Source organism: Streptomyces sp. NPDC048185 (assembly GCF_043202495.1).
Classification (GTDB): domain Bacteria; phylum Actinomycetota; class Actinomycetes; order Streptomycetales; family Streptomycetaceae; genus Streptomyces.
Window position 1 is genome coordinate 65,815 of the sequence record NZ_JBIDAN010000010.1, and the last position, 19,285, is coordinate 85,099.

Consider the following 19,285-nt stretch of genomic DNA (forward strand, 5'->3'; position numbering starts at 1 on the left):
ACATCGAAAGATGCAGTACCGGACCCTTCCCGGGGATCAGGCGGGCGGGGCGCGGGCCGTGTTGGATGGTGGCATGGCCGTCTCCCTCCCCCGCCCGCGCCGCTTCGACGTGTACGCCGCGTCGGCCGGTCTGCTCGGCGGGCTGCTGCTGTGGGGCATCGGCCTGGGCGTCCGGCCGGCCGACGAGCCGGTCGTGCTGTTCGACGGCCGCTGGCCGCTGCTGGTCCCGCTCGCCGTCACGGCGGGCTGCGAGCTGCTGCGCCGGGCCGCGCCGCGCACGGGCCTGCTGATCGGCACGGCCGCCCTGATCGCGGACACGCTCACGCAGGGCAGCCTGGTCACGGTGATCATGTACACCGACCTGATGTACGCCGCCGTGCTCTACGGCCCGCCGGCCTCGGCCCGCCGCATCCCGTGGATCACCGGCCTGCTCACGGTGGCCGGCACGGTCGTGCCGTTCGCGCTGTGGCGGGTGCCCGAGGCGCTGCTGATCGGCGTCGCGGTCGGCATCGTGTCGTTCGCGCCCGCCTCCACGGGCCTGATCGTGCGCAGCCACCGCGAGGCCGCCGACGCGGCCCGGCTGCGCGCCGAGCAGACCGCGCTGCTGGCCGAGATGGACCGCGTGCAGGCGGTCACCGCGGAACGGTCGCGGATGGCCCGCGAGTTGCACGACATGGTCGCCAACCACCTCTCCGCGATCGCCATCCACTCCACGGCCGCCCTGTCCCTGGACGACCCGGCCACCACCCGGCAGGCCCTGGGCGTGATCCGGGAGAACAGCGTCGAGGGGCTGGCCGAGATGCGGCGGCTGATCGGCCTCCTGCGGGACACCGGCGGCGACACCGGGCCGGCCGCCGCGCCCACCCTCGACGGTCTCGGCGCCCTGGTCGACGGCGCCCGCGCCAACGGCCTCGACGTCACCCTGGAGGCCGCACCCGGCGAAGGCATCCCCGCGCCGGTCGAGCTGGCCGCGTACCGCATCGTGCAGGAGTCGCTGACGAACGCGCTGAAGCACGCCTCGAAGGGGCCGGTCGGTGTGGCCGTCACCCGCGACGGACGCCTCCTGCGGGTCCGGGTCACCAGCGCGTACGGTGACCGGGACGTGCCGCGCGCCCCCGGCTCGGGCGCCGGTCTGGTCGGCATGCGGGAGCGGGCCGCACTGCTGCAGGGCACGTTCGAGGCCGGGCCGGAACCGGCGGGCGGCACGGAGGTCTGGGCCGTCCGCGCCACCCTGCCCCTGACCGAAGGAGACCCCGCATGATCCGCGTCCTCGTCGCCGAGGACCAGTCCGCCGTCCGCGCGGGACTGGTGCTGATCCTGGGCAGCGCCCCGGACATCGAGGTGGTCGGCGAGGCGGCGGACGGCGAGCGGGCGGTGGAGCTGGCCCGGGAGCTGCGACCCGACCTGGTCCTGATGGACGTGCAGATGCCCCGTCTGGACGGGGTGTCGGCGACCCGGCGGGTGGTCGGCGAGGGCCTGGCCGACGTGCTCGTGCTGACCACGTTCGACCTCGACGAGTACGTCTTCGGGGCGCTCAGGGCGGGCGCCGCCGGGTTCCTGCTGAAGAACACGGAGGCGAAGGACCTGATCACCGCCGTGCGCACGGTGGCGGGCGGCGAGGGGATCGTCGCCCCGGCCGTCACCCGGCGCCTGATCGCGGAGTTCGCGGCGCGGCCGGTCCGGGAGGCCACCGCCGACCCGGCCGTCCTCGACGGCCTGACCCGCCGGGAGCGCGAGGTCCTGTCCTGCCTCGGCGAGGGGCTGTCCAACGCCGCGATCGCCATCCGCCTGGACATGGCCGAGGCCACGGTGAAGACGCACGTCAGCCGTCTGCTGGGGAAGCTGGAGCTGCGCAGCCGGGTGCAAGCGGCGGTTCTTGCCCAGGAGTTGGGGATCTAGCCACCTTCGCGAGCACTGGTCCAGACCTATTGACCTATGGTCCAGACCTTTCTATTCTCGCGGCACGCTGGCATGAGGCTCAGTCATGCCCACAACAACATCCCCACATAAGGAGGCGCAGCATGCGCTTCGGACACAGAGCCGCGGCCCTCGCCGCGACCCTGGCCCTCCCCCTCGCCGGACTGGTCGGGCTCGCGAGTCCCGCCCAGGCGGCCACGAGCGCCACGGCCACCTTCGCCAAGACCTCCGACTGGGGGACGGGCTTCGGCGGCAGCTGGACCGTGAAGAACACCGGAACCACGGCCATCAACTCCTGGACCGTCGAGTGGGACTTCCCCACCGGCACCAAGGTCACCTCCGCCTGGGACGCCACCGTCACCAACTCCGGTGACCACTGGACCGCCAAGAACGTCGGCTGGAACGGGACGCTCGCCCCCGGCGCCTCGGTCTCCTTCGGCTTCAACGGCAGCGGCCCCGGCTCCCCCTCCAACTGCAAGCTCAACGGCGGCAGCTGCGACGGCACCTCCGTCCCCGGCGACGCGGCACCCTCCGCGCCGGGCACACCCACCGCCTCGAACATCACCGACACCTCGGTGAAGCTGTCCTGGTCGGCGGCGACCGACGACAAGGGCGTCAAGAACTACGACGTCCTGCGGGACGGCGCCAAGGTCGCCACCGTGACGGGCACCACCTACACGGACAACGGCCTCACCAAGGGCACCGACTACTCGTACACCGTCCAGGCCCGGGACACCGCCGACCAGACCGGACCGGCCAGCGGCGCCGTGAAGGTCACGACCACCGGCGGCGGGGACGGCGGCAACCCGGGCACCGGTGACGAGGTCAAGATGGGCTACTTCACCAACTGGGGCGTCTACGGGCGCAACTACCACGTGAAGAACCTGGTCACCTCCGGCTCCGCCGAGAAGATCACGCACATCAACTACGCCTTCGGCAACGTCCAGGGCGGCAAGTGCACCATCGGCGACGCCTACGCCGACTACGACAAGGCGTACACCGCCGACCAGTCCGTCGACGGCGTCGCCGACACCTGGGACCAGCCGCTGCGCGGCAACTTCAACCAGCTGCGCAAGCTGAAGGCCAAGTACCCGCACATCAAGGTCATCTGGTCCTTCGGCGGCTGGACCTGGTCCGGCGGCTTCCCCGACGCGGTCAAGAACCCGGCCGCCTTCGCCAAGTCCTGCCACGACCTGGTCGAGGACCCGCGCTGGGCCGACGTCTTCGACGGCATCGACCTGGACTGGGAGTACCCGAACGCCTGCGGCCTGAGCTGTGACACGACCAGCACCAAGAACGCCTTCAGCTCCATGATGAAGGCGATGCGGGCCGAGTTCGGCAACGACCTGGTCACCGCGGCCGTCACCGCCGACGGCTCCGCCGGCGGCAAGATCGAGGCCGCCGACTACGGCCCGGCGTCGCAGTACATCAACTGGTACAACGTGATGACGTACGACTTCTTCGGCGCCTGGGAGAAGAACGGTCCGACCGCTCCCCACTCGCCGCTGACCTCGTACGCCGGCATCCCGCAGCAGGGCTTCAACACCGCCGACGCGATCGCGAAGTTCAAGGCGTCCGGCGTGCCGGCCGGCAAGCTGCTGCTCGGCATCGGCTTCTACGGCCGCGGCTGGACCGGCGTCACGCAGGCGGCCCCCGGCGGCACCGCGACCGGCCCGGCGGCCGGTACGTACGAGGCGGGCATCGAGGACTACAAGGTCCTCAAGAACAGCTGCCCGGCCACCGGCACCGTCGCCGGCACCGCGTACGCGCACTGCGGCACCAACTGGTGGTCCTACGACACCCCGGCGACCGTGAAGTCCAAGATGGACTGGGCCGAGAACCAGGGCCTGGGCGGCGCCTTCTTCTGGGAGTTCAGCGGCGACACCGCGAACGGCGAGCTGGTGAGCGCCATCGACAGCGGCCTGAAGTAACTCTCACGGGCCTACGGGCCCAAGCAACATTGACGCTCCCCCAGACTTCGTCCGGGGGACCCCCACACAGCGAGTGACTGTGGCTACGCCACATTCACTCGCTGTCCGGGCGGGGCTGCTTCCAGCCACGCGAGGAATCCGGTCAGCGCGTCTTCGCTCATCGCCAGTTCGAGCCGGGAGCCGCGGTGCAGACACGCGAGGACGACGGCGTCGGAAAGCAGCGCCAGCTCCTCCTCCCCGTCCGGGAGCCGGCGGCCGGCCACCTCGATCGCGGACCGCTCGAGGACCCGGCGCGGCCGGGGGGAGTACGAGAAGACGCGGTACCACTCGACCCGGTCGCCGTTGTAGCGGGCCACGCCGTAGGCCCAGCCCTTGCCGCCACCGTCGTCGCCCTCCTCGGGCGCGTCCCAGCGCAGGGAACAATCGAAGGTACCGCCGGAACGCTGGATCAGCCTGCGGCGCAGACCGAAGACGAACAGTCCGACCACCACCAGGGCGACGACAATTCCGCACACGGTCAGAGCGAGGACCATCGGCACCGACCTCCTCGTCTCCTAGGTAACGGAACGGAAAAATCACCCTGATCTGCCTCAGCCGCGGCCGGGTCCGGATCGCTCCGGTCCCAGCCGCGGCTGAGTGACGTCATAGCACAGCGCCGTGGTTCAGCGCCCCGCCGCCGCGCGCAGTCGCACGTCCGCGCGACGCTCGGCGTGGGCGTCGCCCTCCGCCTTCGCGCGCTCGAGCTCCCGCTCCGCACGCTGGACATCGATCTCGTCCGACAGTTCGGCGATCTCGGCCAGCAGCGACAGCTTGTTGTCGGCGAACGAGATGAAACCGCCGTGCACCGCGGCGACGACCGTCCCACCGTCACTCGTACGGATGGTCACCGGGCCCGACTCCAGCACACCGAGCAGCGGCTGGTGACCGGGCATGACGCCGATGTCGCCGGACGTGGTGCGCGCGACGACCAGGGTGGCCTCGCCGGACCAGACCTCTCGGTCGGCCGCGACCAGCGCGACGTGCAGCTCAGCAGCCAAGGTGGCTCCTCGGGTCACCACCCGGCGGGAGAGCCGGGTGTTGGTTACAAGTCTAAGGGGCGTGCCGGAGGGGGCGGGACGTGCCCGCCCCCTCCGGTGTGAGCCCTGGGGCCCACGGTGAGCGCGAGGCTCAGGAGACGCCGAGCTCCTTGGCGTTGTTCTTCAGGTCCTCGATGCCACCGCACATGAAGAACGCCTGCTCCGGGAAGTGGTCGTACTCGCCGTCGCAGATCGCGTTGAAGGCCGCGATCGACTCGTCCAGCGGGACGTCCGAACCGTCCACGCCGGTGAACTGCTTCGCGACGTGGGTGTTCTGGGACAGGAAGCGCTCCACGCGACGGGCACGGTGGACGACGAGCTTGTCCTCCTCGCCGAGCTCGTCGATACCGAGGATCGCGATGATGTCCTGCAGGTCCTTGTACTTCTGCAGGATGTTCTTCACGCGCATCGCGGCCTGGTAGTGGTCCGCCGCGATGTACCGCGGGTCGAGGATGCGGGACGTCGAGTCCAGCGGGTCCACGGCCGGGTAGATGCCCTTCTCGGAGATCGGACGGGACAGAACCGTCGTCGCGTCGAGGTGGGCGAAGGTGGTGGCCGGGGCCGGGTCGGTCAGGTCGTCCGCGGGGACGTAGATCGCCTGCATCGAGGTGATCGAGTGACCACGGGTCGAGGTGATGCGCTCCTGGAGGAGACCCATCTCGTCGGCCAGGTTCGGCTGGTAGCCCACCGCGGAGGGCATGCGGCCGAGCAGGGTCGACACCTCGGAACCCGCCTGGGTGAAGCGGAAGATGTTGTCGATGAAGAACAGCACGTCCTGCTTCTGGACGTCACGGAAGTACTCGGCCATGGTCAGGCCGGCCAGCGCGACGCGCAGACGGGTGCCCGGCGGCTCGTCCATCTGGCCGAAGACCAGCGCGGTCTTGTCGATGACGCCGGACTCGCTCATCTCGTCGATGAGGTCGTTGCCCTCACGGGTGCGCTCGCCGACACCGGCGAACACGGAGACACCGTCGTGGTTGTTGGCGACGCGGTAGATCATCTCCTGGATGAGCACCGTCTTGCCGACGCCGGCGCCGCCGAACAGACCGATCTTGCCGCCCTTGACGTACGGGGTCAGCAGGTCGATGACCTTGACGCCGGTCTCGAACATCTCGGTCTTCGACTCGAGCTCGTCGAAGTTGGGCGCCTTGCGGTGGATCGGCCAGCGCTCACCGTCGTACTGCTCGTCGACGTTCAGCACCTCACCGAGGGTGTTGAACACCTTGCCCTTGGTGAAGTCGCCGACGGGGACGGAGATGGCCGTGCCCGTGTCGGTCACCGGGGCCTGGCGGACCAGGCCGTCGGTGGGCTGCATCGAGATGGTGCGGACCAGGCCGTCACCGAGGTGCTGCGCGACCTCGAGGGTCAGCGTCTTCAGCTCGCCGGCGTTGGCCGGGTCGGCGACCTCGACGTGCAGCGCGTTGTAGATGTCCGGCATCGCGTCGACGGGGAACTCCACGTCGACGACCGGGCCGATGACCCGCGCGACGCGGCCGGTGGCCACGCCCGACGCAGCGGTCGGCTCAACAGTGGTGGTCATTAGTTGTCACTCCCCGCGGTCGCGTCGGCCAGTGCGCTCGCGCCACCGACGATCTCGCTGATTTCCTGGGTGATTTCGGCCTGGCGGGCCGCGTTGGCAAGACGGGAGAGCGTGTTGATCAGCTCGCCCGCGTTGTCGGTGGCCGACTTCATCGCGCGCCGCGTGGCGGCGTGCTTGGAAGCGGCCGACTGCAGCAGCGCGTTGTAGATGCGGCTCTCGACGTAGCGCGGCAGCAGGGCGTCGAGGACGTCCTCCGCCGACGGCTCGAAGTCGTACAGCGGGAGGATCTCGTCCTTCGCCGCCGACTCCTGCGCGACCTCTTCGAGGCGCAGCGGAAGCAGCCGGGAGTCGACCGCCGTCTGCGTCATCATCGAGACGAACTCGGTGTAGACGATGTGGAGCTCGTCCACGCCGCCCTCGGCCGTCGCCTTCTCGATGGTCTCGATCAGCGGCGCCGCGACCTTCTTGGCGTCCGCGTACGTCGGCTCGTCGGTGAAGCCCGTGAACGACTCCGCGACCTTGCGCTCACGGAAGTTGTAGTGGGCGAGACCGCGCCGGCCGACGATGTACGTGTCGACCTGCTTGCCGTCGCGCTCGAGGCGCTCGGTCAGCTGCTCCGCCGCCTTGATGGCGTTGGAGTTGAAGGCGCCGGCCAGACCGCGGTCGCTCGTGAGGAGCAGAACCGCGGCACGGGTCGGGTTGTCCGCCTCCGTGGTCAGCGGGTGCTTCGTGTTCGACCCGGTACCGACCGCCGTGACCGCGCGGGTCAGTTCCTGCGCGTACGGCGTGGAGGCCGCCACCTTGCGCTGCGCCTTGACGACGCGCGAGGCGGCGATCATCTCCATCGCCTTGGTGATCTTCTTGGTCGCGGTGACGGATCGGATGCGACGCTTGTAGACCCGGAGCTGGGCTCCCATGAGTCAGGTCCCTTCCTTACGTCACTTGGCGGTGGACGGGGCGTCCTCGCCGAGCAGCTTGCCGTCCGAGGTCTCGAACTGCTTCTTGAACGACGCGATCGCCTCGGCGACGGCCTGCAGGGTGTCGTCGGACATCTTGCCGCCCTCGCGGATGGAGGTCATGAGGCCCTGCTCCTGGCGGTGCAGGTACTCGAGGAGCTCCTTCTCGAAGCGGCGGATGTCACCGACGGGCACCTCGTCCATCTTGCCGGTGGTGCCGGCCCAGACGGAGACGACCTGGTCCTCGGTGGCCATCGGCTGGTACTGGTCCTGCTTCAGCAGCTCGACCATGCGCTGACCGCGCTCCAGCTGCGACTTCGACGCGGCGTCCAGGTCGGAGCCGAAGGCGGCGAACGCCTCGAGCTCACGGAACTGGGCGAGGTCCACGCGCAGTCGGCCGGAGACCTGCTTCATGGCCTTGTGCTGGGCGGAGCCACCGACGCGGGAGACCGAGATACCGACGTTCAGGGCCGGACGCTGGCCGGCGTTGAACAGGTCGGACTCCAGGAAGCACTGGCCGTCGGTGATGGAGATGACGTTGGTCGGGATGAACGCCGAGACGTCGTTGGCCTTGGTCTCGACGATCGGCAGACCCGTCATCGAACCGGCGCCCATGTCGTCGGAGAGCTTGGCGCAGCGCTCCAGCAGACGGGAGTGCAGGTAGAAGACGTCACCCGGGTAGGCCTCGCGGCCCGGCGGGCGGCGCAGGAGCAGCGACACGGCGCGGTAGGCGTCGGCCTGCTTCGACAGGTCGTCGAAGATGATCAGGACGTGCTTGCCCTCGTACATCCACTGCTGGCCGATGGCCGAGCCGGTGTACGGCGCCAGGTACTTGAAGCCGGCCGGGTCGGACGCCGGGGCGGCCACGATGGTCGTGTACTCCAGCGCGCCGTTCTCCTCCAGCGCGCGGCGGACCGACGCGATGGTGGAGCCCTTCTGGCCGATGGCGACGTAGATGCAGCGGACCTGCTTGTTCGGGTCGCCGGTGCGCCAGTTGTCACGCTGGTTGATGATCGTGTCGACGGCCAGGGCGGTCTTGCCGGTCTGGCGGTCGCCGATGATCAGCTGACGCTGACCACGGCCGATCGGGGTCATGGCGTCGACGGCCTTGTAGCCCGTCTCCATCGGCTCGTGCACCGACTTGCGCTGCATGACCGTGGGGGCCTGCAGCTCGAGGGCGCGGCGGCCGGACGTCTCGATCTCGCCGAGGCCGTCGATCGGGTTGCCGAGCGGGTCGACCACGCGGCCGAGGTAGCCCTCGCCGACGGCCACGGAGAGGACCTCACCGGTACGCGAGACCGGCTGACCCTCCTCGATGCCGCTGAACTCACCGAGGACGATGGCACCGATCTCGCGCTCCTCGAGGTTGAGGGCGAGGCCGAGGGTGCCGTCCTCGAACTTCAGCAGTTCGTTGGCCATGGCCGAGGGGAGACCCTCGACCTTCGCGATGCCGTCGCCGGCAAGGGTGACCGTACCGACCTCCTCGCGCGAGGCCGCGTCCGGCTTGTACGACTGGACGAAGTTCTCCAGCGCGTCCCGGATCTCCTCCGGCCGGATCGTGAGCTCCGCCATCTGAGTTCCCTGCTCTCCTTGTTGGGCCCGAAGTTTCACTTGGGGGGTATTCCACGAGTCGGGACTCCCCCCAATAAGAGGTGAATCCTCTGCACGGCCCAACCAGGGCCGTCGTAAGTACGTACTGCTTGTTGTGCTGTTGTCGCGCGGGGAGCGTCAGCTCGCCAGACGGCGGCCGGCGTCCTCGAGACGGTCCGCGATGGAGCCGTTGATGACCTCGTCACCGACCTGCACCCGGATCCCGCCGAGGACCTCGGGGTCCACGTCGAGGTTGAGGTGCATCGGACGGCCGTAGACCTTCGCGAGGGCGGCGCCGAGGCGCTGCTTCTGCGTGTCGCTCAGCGGCACCGCCGAGGTGACGACGGCGACCATCCGGTCTCGCCGGTCGGCGGCGAGCTTGGACAGGGATTCGAGTCCCGACTCCAGGCTACGTCCCCGCGGCGCGGTCACGAGGCGCGTCACCAGACGCTCGGTGGTCCGCTCCGCCCGGCCGCCGAGCAGGCTGCGCAGCAGCTCGCCCTTGGCCGAGGTGGTGGCCGACCGGTTGGTCAGCGCGGCGCGCAGCTCGGTGTTCGAGGCGACGATCCGGCCGAACCGGAACAGCTCGTCCTCGACGTTGTCGAGCCGGCCCCGCTTCTGCGCGGCGGTGAGGTCGGCGGTGTTCGCCAGCTCCTCCAGGGCGTCCACCAGGTCGCGGGACTGCGACCAGCGGGAGCGCACCATGCCGGACACCAGGTCGGCGGCGGGGCCGCTGATCTGGGTGCCGAGGAGGCGCTGGGCGAGCTCGGCCTTGGCCTCGCCGGCCTGCGCCGGGTCGGTCAGGACCCGACGCAGCGACACCTCGCGGTGGAGCAGCGCGGTGACGGAGGCCAGCTCGTCGGCGAGCGAGCCGGCGTCCACGGACGTGGAGTCCGTCAGCGCGTCGAGACGCTCACGTGCGGCGGCCAGGGCCTCGCGGCTCGCTCCGTTCATCGGGTTGCCTCTGCCTTCGTCGCCTTGTCGTCCAGCTCGTCCAGGAACCGGTCGATCACACGGCTCTGGCGGGCGTGGTCCTCGAGGGACTCGCCGACCAGCTTGCCGGCCAGCTGGGTCGCCAGCTGTCCGACGTCCTGGCGCAGCGCGGACGCGGCGGCCTTGCGGTCGGCCTGGATCTGGGCGTGACCGGCGGCGATGATCTCCTCACGCTGCCGCTGGCCTTCCGCGCGCATCTCGGCGATGAGCGTGGCGCCCTGCTCCTGCGCCTCCTGGCGCAGGCGCGCGGCCTCGTGCCGGGCCTCGGCGAGCTGGGCCTTGTACTGCTCAAGGACGCTCTGGGCCTCGGTCTGCGCGGCCTCGGCCTTCTCGATACCGCCCTCGATGGCCTCGCGGCGCTCTTCCAGAACCTTGTTGATGTTCGGGAGGAGCTTCCAGGCGAGGAAGCCGAAGACGATGACGAAGGCGATCAGGCCGATGACGAGCTCGGGGATCGGCGGGACGAGGGGATTCTCCATCTCCTCGGCCGCGATCTGGAGCATCGGGCTCATGGGTTTGCCTTTCGTCTAGTCGGCTGGTCTGGGATCAGCGATCAGTAGCCGTAGACGAACGGCATGACCAGACCGATCAGGGCGAGCGCCTCACAGAAGGCGAAGCCCAGGATCTGGTTGGCGCGGATCAGGCCGGCCGCCTCGGGCTGACGGGCCAGGGCCTGGGTGCCGTTGCCGAAGATGATGCCGACGCCGACGCCGGGGCCGATGGCAGCGAGGCCGTAACCGATGGAACCGAGGGAACCTTCGACGGCAGCAAGGGTCTGGGACATGCCAGTTCTTCCTTTTCTCAACGGACCGGTGGGGGTTGGCCACCGGACGAATAGTGGAGTGTCGGGGGCGCGCTTGCTCAGTGGTGCTCGGCCATGGCGCCCTGGATGTAGGTGCACGTCAGAAGGACGAACACGTACGCCTGCAGAGCCTGGATGAAGAGCTCGAAGGCGGTCATCACCACGGTCATGATGAATGACACGCCCGCGTAGGCGATGCCGATGCCGTTCAGCAGGTACCAGCTGGCGATCGTGAAGAGCAGCAGCAGGGTGTGACCGGCGAACATGTTCGCGAACAGTCGCACGGCGTGGGTGAACGGCCGGATCAGGATGTTCGAGAAGAACTCGATCCCCATGGCCAGCGGCAGCACCGGGCCGAGCGACTTGTCGTAGCCGGTGACGTTCTTGAAGAACCCGACGAACCCCTGACGCTTGAAGGTCAGCGAGATCCAGGTGACGTAGACGATCGCCGCCAGCACAGCCGGGTACGCGATGATCGAGGTGACCGGGAACTGGGCGACCGGGATGATCGACCAGAGGTTCATCATCCAGACGAAGAAGAAGAGCGAGACGACGAGCGGGACGTACTTCTCGCCTTCCTTCTTGCCGATGGTCTCGTAGACGACCCCGCGCCGGATGAAGTCGTAACCCGCCTCGGCGACCATCTGGAGCTTGCCGGGGACGACCTTCGGCTTACGGAAGGCCGCCCAGAAGAACCCGACGATGACGATCGAACCGAGCAGCGCCAGCAGCATCGGCTTGTTGAAGTACACGTTGCTGTCGTGGTCGCCCCACAGGGGCTCGAACAGGAACGAGTGCAGGCCGGGAGAAGGGAAGCCACAGCCGTCAAAGATGTGGCAGTCGGTCTCGAAGGCGAGCACCTGCGTCGGGTCAGCACTCACCGCGGGCTCCTTCATCGTGGCGCATGGGTACGGCAACCTCGTTGTGTCGGCGCGGCGCGGGGCCGCGGTTCGGCACGGGACTGGTGTTACGGATGTGGGGGCGGCTGTGGGGCATCTCGCCTCGCGATTGAGCAGGCGTCAGCTGGGATGCCCGCGCCCGCGATGCCGCAGTTGGCACCGGACGATAGCAGGACTTCACATGCCTCTTTATCCCGGCCCTACCCCTCACGACGAGTGGCCCGTCTTTTCGGGCTTTTTACCCGACGACTCGGGCTCGACGTAAAGAATCTTGGACTTCATGTGGGCGCGCGTCTGGGCGGCGATCCAGGCGAGGGTGCCGGCGACCAGGGTGAGCGCGAAGGCCCGGGGGTTGAACAGCGTCGTGTTCTTGAACGCGGCGACGAAGACGAACAGCAGAAGAATCTGCGCCGCGTAGAGCATCAGGCCCATCGCCTGGAAGAGGTGCGGAAGCGATTTGGCGGTGCGCTGAAGGATGTAGAGACCGAGCCCCATGAAGAGAATCACCACGAGCGTTCCCACCACGGCTCCGACCGCCCCCTTGCCGCCGGCGACCACGGCGCTGACGACGGCGGCGACAGCGCCGACGGCAGCCGTGGGCACGGCAGCCTGAAGCAAGATCCGGACGTCATTGGACGGCATGGCGGCAACTCCGCTTTTCACAGGGGGCAGTGTGTCGTCATGGACGAGCGTAGCCCCGGGCCGAACGGGGTCCTGACGGCCAAGAGACCGTCGCACTACGGTCCTTAGGCTCTACCCGGGGGTTCTCGTGAACCGTATCACAAACTATTTGATGAGGTCTTTACCTGTGGGTGTGCTTGCTGTCACACATGAGAGTGACCGTGCGCGTCTGTGCAATTACCGCACCGACTTGTCTGGTATTGCGACGCTTCGTTCCCCCACGAGTTGGCAATGCTCTCGTCAGATTCTTACCTTGTGCCCGAGCGGGGGCCGACGGCGGTCGCGCCGTTGACGCCCGAGACGCCCGCGGCGACCGGGACGCGCTCCTCCGCCTCGTCCGCGGCGGCCGGCACCTCCTCCGCCGCCTTCCTGCGGCGCCGGTAACGCGGCGGCACGAAGTGCTCGGCCCAGCGCGGGGCGCGGGGGGTGAAGCGGGGCAGCAGGAGCAGCACCAGGCCGACCGCGCTGAGGAAGACGACGCCCAGCACGATCCACATCGACGCCGAGTTGACGGAGTAGGCGAGCGCGCCGAAGGCGATCAGCGCCGACCAGAAGTACATGATCAGCACCGCCCGGCTGTGGGAGTGCCCGACCTCCAGCAGCCGGTGGTGCAGGTGCCCCCGGTCCGCGGCGAACGGCGACTGGCCGCGCCAGGTGCGCCGCACGATGGCGAGGATCAGGTCGGCGGCCGGGATGGCGATGATGGTCAGCGGCATCAGCAGCGGGATGTACACCGGGACCATCTGGTGCACCGTGTTGCGCTCGGAACCGGAGAACAGCTTCATCACGTCCGGGTCGACCTGCCCGGTGACCGAGATCGCGCCGGCCGCGAGGATGAGCCCGATCAGCATCGACCCGGAGTCGCCCATGAAGATCCGCGCGGGGTGCATGTTGTGCGGCAGGAAGCCCAGGCACATGCCCATGAGGATGGCGGCGAACAGCGTGGCCGGGGCCGCGGCCTCGATGCCGTAGGAGTACCAGATCCGGTAGGCGTACATGAAGAACGCCGCCGCCGCGATGCACACCATGCCGGAGGCGAGCCCGTCCAGGCCGTCCACGAAGTTGACCGCGTTGATGGTGATGACCACCAGCGCGACGGTGAGCAGCGTGCCCTGCCACTGGGTGAGGGCCACCGTCCCGACGCCCGGCACGGGGATCCACAGGATGGTCAGACCCTGCACCACCATGACACCGGCGGCGATCATCTGGCCGCCGAGCTTGATCAGGGCGTCGATCTCGAACTTGTCGTCCAGGACACCGATCAGCCAGATCAGGGCGGCGCCGGAGAGCAGGGCCCGCGGCTCGTTGGACTTCTCGAAGACCTCGTTGAGGTTCGTGAGGTGGTCGGCGACCAGCAGGCCGGCGCACAGCCCGAAGAACATCGCGATCCCGCCGAGCCGCGGAGTGGGTTCCCGGTGCACGTCACGCGCCCGGATCTCCGGCATCGCTCCGGCCACGATCGCGAACTTCCGTACCGGCCCTGTCAGCAGATACGTCACCGCGGCCGTGACGCAGAGCGTCAGCAGGTATTCACGCACGGGCTTCCCCACAGGTCTCGCTGGCCATTCCCAGCCTCACACCCTAGCGATGCGCGCATATGGGTGAGGACTTCCGGGTAGCGACGATGGTTGCACGAGTGGCTGTGCACAGGTGTGCGCCTACCCTGCCTCAGGCCGGGTACGGCGGGAATCGCGCGGCCAGGTCGCGTACGCCGTCCCGGGTCGCGGCGGGGTCCGCGTCGTCCCGCAGCGCCCCCGCGAGCAGCGTGGCCACCGTCCGCATCTCCCGCTCCCCCATGCCCTGCGTGGTCAGCGCCGCCGTGCCCAGGCGCAGCCCCCGGGCGTGCGCGTGCGGCAGCGCACAGCAGTCCAGCACGATCCCGGCCGCCGCCAGCCGGCCCCGCGCGGCCCTGCCGTCGACGCCGAGCGGGGCGGGGTCGACGGTGAGCAGGTGGGTGTCGGTGCCGCCGGTGGTGACGCCGAAGCCCTCCGCGGCCAGGTGGGCGGCGAGGGTGCGGGCGTTGGCGACCACCTGGCGGGCGTACGCGGCGAAGGCCTCGGTCGACGCCTCTCCGAAGGCCACGGCCTTCGCGGCGACGGTGTGCATCTGGGCGCCGCCCTGGGTGAACGGGAAGACGGCGCGGTCGACCCGCTCGGCGAGTTCGCTCCCGCAGAGGATCATGCCGCCGCGCGGGCCGCGCAGCACCTTGTGCGTGGTGGCGCAGACGATGTCGGCGTACGGCACCGGACTGGGCGCCGCTCCCCCGGCCACCAGGCCGATCGGGTGCGCGGCGTCCGCGATCAGATGGGCGCCGACCTCGTCGGCCACGTCGCGGAAGAAGGCGTGGTCCAGGTGGCGGGGGTAGGCGATCGAGCCGTACACGATCGCCTTGGGCCGGTGCGTGCGGGCCAGGGTGCGCACCTGGTCGTGGTCGACGAGCCCGGTCTCCGCGTCGACGCCGTAGCCGACGAAGTCGAACCAGCGGCCGGAGAAGTTCGCGGGCGAGCCGTGCGTGAGGTGACCGCCGTACGGCAGGCCGAGCGCGAGGACCGTGTCGCCGGGGCGCAGCAGCGCGGCGTAGGCGGCGAGCACGGCGGAGGAGCCGGAGTGGGGCTGCACGTTGGCGTGCTCGGCGCCGAACAGGGCCTTGGCCCGCTCGACCGCGAGCCGCTCGGCCACGTCGACGATCTCGCAGCCGCCGTGGTGGCGGGCGCCCGGGTACCCCTCGGCGTACTTGTTGGCGAGCGGGGAGCCGAGGGCGGCCAGCACGGCGGGGGACGTGAAGTTCTCGGCGGCGATCAGCTGGAGCGTCGTCGACTGCCGGCGGCGTTCGGCGAGCAGGACCTCCGCCAGCTCGGGGTCCTGCCGCAGCAGGACGTCGAGCCCGCTGTCATCGGCCGCGAGGGCGTGGGTGACCGACATGATGCGCTCCGGGCATGCGTCGACGGTGACGTACGACCAATGTAGGCCCGGAAAGTCCCGAACGCCCGAATTACCGCGTCACGTCCGCGCCGCGACCCCCGTCAGCGCCGTGACCACCGGGTCCAGAGCCTGGTGTATCTCGTCCCCGATCGACCGGAAGAACGTCAGCGGCGCCCCGTACGGGACCCGAACCCCGACGCGCCCCTCGCACCGCTCGGCCCTGGCGGGCCTCCCGGGCATCGGCACGCTGCGGCGGACTCCGCCCGCCGGCACACCGGCCCTCACGTCCGCGCCGCGACCCCCGTCAGCGCCGTGACCACCGGGTCCAGAGCCTGATGTATCTCGTCCCCGATCGACCGGAAGAACGTCAGCGGCGCCCCGTAGGGGTCGTACACCTCGTCCGCCTCGGCCGTCGGGGCGAGGAGCCACCCGCGTAGAGCCGCCGCCGCGCGGACCAGGGCGCGCGCACGTGCGACCACGCCCTCGTCCAGGGACGGCAGGGTCGCGGGGTCGATGGCGTTCACCAGGCGGGTGAACTCCTTGAGCGTGAAGGTGCGCAGCCCCGCCGAGTGGCCCATGGAGATGACCTGCGCCCGGTGGTCCCGCGTCGCCGTCAGCACCAGGTCGGCCCGGATCACGTGCTCGTCGAGCAGTTCACGCCCGGTGAAGCCGGCCGCGTCCGCGCCGAACTCCGCGAGGACCGTCTCCGCGTTCGCCTCCATGGGCGCGCCCTCGTGGCCCCAGGTGCCCGCGCTCTCCACGATGAGGCCGCCGCCCAGGACGCCCAGCCGCTCCGTCACGAAATGCCGGGTCAGCCGCTCGGTGATGGGCGAGCGGCAGACGTTGCCCGTGCTGACGTGGAGGATGCGGAAGCTGTCCCGGGGAAAACCGAACGTCGTCGTGACCTCCGCGGCGCGTTCCCCGATGCCTATGCCACGCCCCGTCTCAGGGGCCGTCAATTCGCCACCTCGAGGTCGGGTACCACCTTGCGCAGCTCCTCCGCCGACAGCGCGCCGGCGCGCAGCAGCACCGGCACCTCGCCGGTGACGTCGACGATGGACGACGGGACGTTGCCGGGGGTGGGGCCGCCGTCGAGGTAGACGGAGACGGAGTCGCCGAGCATCTGCTGGGCGGCGTCGCAGTCCTCGGGCGCCGGGTGGCCGGTCAGGTTGGCGGAGGAGACGGCCATGGGGCCGAACTCGGTGAGCAGCTCGATCGCCACGGGGTGCAGCGGCATCCGCACGGCGACCGTGCCGCGGGTCTCGCCGAGGTCCCACTGCAGCGAGGGCTGGTGCTTGGCGACGAGGGTCAGCGCGCCCGGCCAGAACGCGTCGACCAGTTCCCAGGCCTTCTCGGAGAAGTCGGTGACCAGCCCGTGCAGGGTGTTCGGGGAGCCGATCAGGACGGGGCTCGGCATGTTGCGGCCGCGGCCCTTGGCCTCCAGCAGGTCACCGACGGCCTCCGACGAGAACGCGTCGGCGCCGATGCCGTACACCGTGTCCGTGGGCAGCACCACGAGCTCGCCACGGCGGACGGCGGACGCGGCCTCACGCAGACCGGTCACACGGTCGGTCGCGTCGTTGGTGTCGTATCGCCGAGCCATTTAGCGGGCCTCCTCGTACACGTACTGCGGGGTCGAAGTCATCAGGGTGTTCACGGCAGCGCCTTGCGGGCGGTCGCGAAGCGGGGGCGCTTGTTGAGGTCGGGGTGGTCGGCCGCGTCGGCCCAGCCCCGCTCCTCGGTGAAGATCCACGGCACCTGGCCGCCCTGGGTGTCGGCGTGCTCCACGACGACGACGCCGCCGGGGCGCAGCAGGCGGTGCGCGGTGCGTTCGAGGCCGCGGATCAGGTCGAGGCCGTCCTCGCCGGAGAACAGGGCCATCTGCGGATCGTGGTCGCGGGCCTCGGGGGCGACGTACTCCCACTCGGTGAGCGGGATGTACGGCGGGTTGGACACCACCAGGTCGACCTGGCCGTCGAGGTCCGGGAAGGCGGTCAGGGCGTCGCCCTGGCGCAGCTCGACCCTGGACCCCTCCATGTTCTTGCGGGTCCACACCAGGGCGTCCTCGGACAGCTCCACGGCGTACACGCGCGAGCGGGGCACCTCCTGGGCGAGCGCGAGCGCGATGGCGCCCGAGCCGGTGCACAGGTCGACGATGCACGGCTCGACGACGTCCATGGCGCGCACGGCGTCTATGGCCCAGCCGACGACCGACTCGGTCTCGGGGCGGGGCACGAAGACGCCGGGGCCGACCTGGAGCTCCAGGTAGCGGAAGTAGGCGCGGCCGGTGATGTGCTGGAGCGGTTCGCGGGCCTCGCGGCGGGCGACGACCTCCCAGTACCGGGCGTCGAAGTCCGCGTCCGGCACGGTGTGCAGCTCGCCCCGCTTGACGCCGTGCAGGTACGCGGCGAGCTCCTCCGCGTCGGTGCGCGGCGAGGGCACGCCGGCGTCGGCCAGCCGCTGGGTGGCCTGGGCCACCTCCGCGAGCAGCAGGTTCACGCTGGTCCTCCGGGGCTGAGCTGTGGTCCGGTGCGGGTGGTGCGGGGTGCTTAGGCGGCGGCCAGCTTGGCCGCCGAGTCCGCGTCGACGCAGGCCTGGATCACCGAGTCGAGGTCGCCGTCCAGGACCTGGTCCAGGTTGTACGCCTTGAAGCCGACGCGGTGGTCCGAGATGCGGTTCTCCGGGAAGTTGTACGTGCGGATCTTCTCGGAGCGGTCGACGGTACGGACCTGGCTGCGACGGGCGTCCGCGGCCTCCTTCTCCGCCTCCTCCTGTGCCGCCGCGAGCAGCCTGGAGCGCAGGATACGCATCGCCTGCTCCTTGTTCTGCAGCTGGCTCTTCTCGTTCTGGCAGGAGGCGACGACTCCGGTCGGGATGTGCGTGATGCGCACGGCGGAGTCGGTGGTGTTGACCGACTGGCCGCCGGGTCCGGAGGAGCGGTAGACGTCGATGCGCAGGTCGTTGGGGTTGATCTCGACGTCGATCTCCTCGGCCTCGGGCGTGACGAGCACGCCGGCCGCGGAGGTGTGGATGCGCCCCTGGGACTCGGTCGCGGGCACGCGCTGCACGCGGTGCACGCCGCCCTCGTACTTCAGCCGGGCCCAGACGCCCTGGCCGGGCTCGGTGGCGCCCTGGCCGCCCTTGGTCTTCACGGCGACCTGGACGTCCTTGTAGCCGCCCAGCTCGGACTCGGTGGCGTCGATGATCTCGGTCTTCCAGCCGACCCGCTCGGCGTAGCGCAGGTACATCCGCAGCAGGTCGCCGGCGAACAGCGCCGACTCGTCGCCGCCCGCACCGGCCTTGATCTCCAGGATGACGTCCTTGTCGTCGCTGGGGTCGCGCGGGACGAGCAGCAGGCGCAGCTTCTCCGTGAGCTCCTCGCGCTGCTTGTCCAGCTCCTTGACCTCGGCGGCGAAGTCCGGGTCGTCGGCCGCGAGTTCGCGCGCGGTCTCGATGTCGTCACCGGTCTGCTTCCAGGAGCGGAACGTGGCGACGATCGGGGTGAGCTCGGCGTAACGCTTGTTCAGCTTGCGCGCGTTGGCCTGGTCGGAGTGGACCGACGGGTCGGCGAGCTTCTTCTCCAGGTCGGCGTGCTCGGCGACGAGTTCCTCGACGGCCTCGAACATCTTGGGCTCCTGCTACTGCGGTGAAGGGGAAGGCGGGCGACCAAAAACGCCGGTCCCGGCGCCCCCCGCCCGGGGGTGCGGCCGTGGACCGGCGATCGGTGGCTCGCTACTTCTTGGAGCCGGCGGCAGCCTTGCCGAAGCGGGCCTCGAAGCGGGCCACGCGGCCACCGGTGTCGAGGATCTTCTGCTTGCCCGTGTAGAACGGGTGGCACTCGGAGCAGACCTCGGCCCGGATGGTGCCGGAGTCGATGGTGCTGCGGGTGGTGAACGACGCGCCACAGGTGCAGCTGACCTGCGTCTCGACGTACTCGGGGTGGATGTCGCGCTTCAAGGTGTCTCCTAGGTTCGGGAG

General features: G+C 69.9%; 20 protein-coding genes and 1 pseudogene. 3 read left to right on the plus strand and 18 right to left on the minus strand.

The features are described 5' to 3' along the window. The first annotated feature begins 73 nt into the window (after positions 1-73). From ACGF3H_RS26585 to ACGF3H_RS26595, 3 genes are all read left to right on the plus strand, one after another. On the plus strand, positions 74-1,261 hold the full coding sequence (locus ACGF3H_RS26585) for a histidine kinase (protein WP_362496970.1): 1,188 nt from the start codon (positions 74-76) through the stop codon (positions 1,259-1,261). After that, positions 1,258-1,899 (plus strand): response regulator transcription factor, encoded by a 642-nt coding sequence (locus tag ACGF3H_RS26590; RefSeq protein ID WP_362496972.1) that lies wholly within the window; start codon positions 1,258-1,260, stop codon positions 1,897-1,899. Before ACGF3H_RS26585 ends, ACGF3H_RS26590 begins: the two co-directional genes overlap by 4 nt. 122 nt (positions 1,900-2,021) lie before the next feature. Further along, complete coding sequence (locus ACGF3H_RS26595) at positions 2,022-3,848, plus strand: glycoside hydrolase family 18 chitinase (RefSeq protein ID WP_362496975.1); 1,827 nt, start codon at positions 2,022-2,024, stop codon at positions 3,846-3,848. An 83-nt stretch (positions 3,849-3,931) separates the two neighbouring features. Here the strand turns inward: ACGF3H_RS26595 and ACGF3H_RS26600 are convergent, their stop codons facing one another. The 18 genes and pseudogenes from ACGF3H_RS26600 to rpmE form a co-directional block, all read right to left on the minus strand. Further along, positions 3,932-4,381, minus strand: coding sequence for a DUF2550 domain-containing protein (locus tag ACGF3H_RS26600; protein WP_362496978.1), 450 nt, complete (start codon positions 4,379-4,381; stop codon positions 3,932-3,934). A 129-nt stretch (positions 4,382-4,510) separates the two neighbouring features. After that, complete coding sequence (locus ACGF3H_RS26605) at positions 4,511-4,885, minus strand: F0F1 ATP synthase subunit epsilon (RefSeq protein ID WP_019326852.1); 375 nt, start codon at positions 4,883-4,885, stop codon at positions 4,511-4,513. A 130-nt stretch (positions 4,886-5,015) separates the two neighbouring features. Beyond that, complete coding sequence (atpD, locus tag ACGF3H_RS26610) at positions 5,016-6,464, minus strand: F0F1 ATP synthase subunit beta (RefSeq protein WP_362496981.1); 1,449 nt, start codon at positions 6,462-6,464, stop codon at positions 5,016-5,018. Then, positions 6,464-7,381: a F0F1 ATP synthase subunit gamma gene (locus ACGF3H_RS26615; RefSeq protein WP_350719327.1), complete on the minus strand. Its 918-nt coding sequence runs from the start codon at positions 7,379-7,381 to the stop codon at positions 6,464-6,466. The genes atpD and ACGF3H_RS26615 overlap by 1 nt, the downstream gene beginning before the upstream one ends. A gap of 21 nt (positions 7,382-7,402) precedes the next feature. Next, entirely contained in the window at positions 7,403-8,992 is a 1,590-nt protein-coding gene (gene atpA / locus ACGF3H_RS26620) for a F0F1 ATP synthase subunit alpha (protein WP_362496985.1), read from the minus strand. A gap of 156 nt (positions 8,993-9,148) precedes the next feature. Continuing rightward, complete coding sequence (locus ACGF3H_RS26625) at positions 9,149-9,964, minus strand: F0F1 ATP synthase subunit delta (protein ID WP_239762803.1); 816 nt, start codon at positions 9,962-9,964, stop codon at positions 9,149-9,151. Next, positions 9,961-10,515 (minus strand): F0F1 ATP synthase subunit B, encoded by a 555-nt coding sequence (locus ACGF3H_RS26630; RefSeq protein ID WP_102929168.1) that lies wholly within the window; start codon positions 10,513-10,515, stop codon positions 9,961-9,963. The genes ACGF3H_RS26625 and ACGF3H_RS26630 overlap by 4 nt, the downstream gene beginning before the upstream one ends. Before the next feature lie 41 nt (positions 10,516-10,556). After that, on the minus strand, positions 10,557-10,787 hold the full coding sequence (gene atpE / locus ACGF3H_RS26635; protein ID WP_009321656.1) for an ATP synthase F0 subunit C: 231 nt from the start codon (positions 10,785-10,787) through the stop codon (positions 10,557-10,559). A gap of 77 nt (positions 10,788-10,864) precedes the next feature. Then, positions 10,865-11,701: a F0F1 ATP synthase subunit A gene (gene atpB, locus ACGF3H_RS26640; protein WP_362496989.1), complete on the minus strand. Its 837-nt coding sequence runs from the start codon at positions 11,699-11,701 to the stop codon at positions 10,865-10,867. 210 nt (positions 11,702-11,911) lie between these two features. After that, on the minus strand, positions 11,912-12,346 hold the full coding sequence (locus ACGF3H_RS26645) for a hypothetical protein (RefSeq protein ID WP_362496992.1): 435 nt from the start codon (positions 12,344-12,346) through the stop codon (positions 11,912-11,914). A 287-nt stretch (positions 12,347-12,633) separates the two neighbouring features. Further along, positions 12,634-13,923 (minus strand): MraY family glycosyltransferase, encoded by a 1,290-nt coding sequence (locus tag ACGF3H_RS26650; protein ID WP_362496994.1) that lies wholly within the window; start codon positions 13,921-13,923, stop codon positions 12,634-12,636. 130 nt (positions 13,924-14,053) lie between these two features. Beyond that, positions 14,054-15,307 (minus strand): serine hydroxymethyltransferase, encoded by a 1,254-nt coding sequence (gene glyA / locus ACGF3H_RS26655; protein ID WP_362496996.1) that lies wholly within the window; start codon positions 15,305-15,307, stop codon positions 14,054-14,056. 78 nt (positions 15,308-15,385) lie between these two features. Continuing rightward, positions 15,386-15,490 (minus strand): annotated as a pseudogene (locus ACGF3H_RS26660) (protein-tyrosine-phosphatase); the annotation flags it as partial. 98 nt (positions 15,491-15,588) lie between these two features. Beyond that, complete coding sequence (locus ACGF3H_RS26665) at positions 15,589-16,266, minus strand: protein-tyrosine-phosphatase (RefSeq protein WP_239762788.1); 678 nt, start codon at positions 16,264-16,266, stop codon at positions 15,589-15,591. Continuing rightward, on the minus strand, positions 16,263-16,910 hold the full coding sequence (locus tag ACGF3H_RS26670) for an L-threonylcarbamoyladenylate synthase (RefSeq protein ID WP_189228642.1): 648 nt from the start codon (positions 16,908-16,910) through the stop codon (positions 16,263-16,265). The genes ACGF3H_RS26665 and ACGF3H_RS26670 overlap by 4 nt, the downstream gene beginning before the upstream one ends. 50 nt (positions 16,911-16,960) lie before the next feature. Next, positions 16,961-17,806, minus strand: coding sequence for a peptide chain release factor N(5)-glutamine methyltransferase (gene prmC, locus ACGF3H_RS26675; RefSeq protein ID WP_161168806.1), 846 nt, complete (start codon positions 17,804-17,806; stop codon positions 16,961-16,963). A gap of 50 nt (positions 17,807-17,856) precedes the next feature. After that, on the minus strand, positions 17,857-18,933 hold the full coding sequence (prfA, locus tag ACGF3H_RS26680) for a peptide chain release factor 1 (protein ID WP_361574416.1): 1,077 nt from the start codon (positions 18,931-18,933) through the stop codon (positions 17,857-17,859). A gap of 106 nt (positions 18,934-19,039) precedes the next feature. After that, positions 19,040-19,264: a 50S ribosomal protein L31 gene (gene rpmE / locus ACGF3H_RS26685; RefSeq protein ID WP_018571447.1), complete on the minus strand. Its 225-nt coding sequence runs from the start codon at positions 19,262-19,264 to the stop codon at positions 19,040-19,042. Between the last annotated feature and the right edge of the window lie 21 nt (positions 19,265-19,285).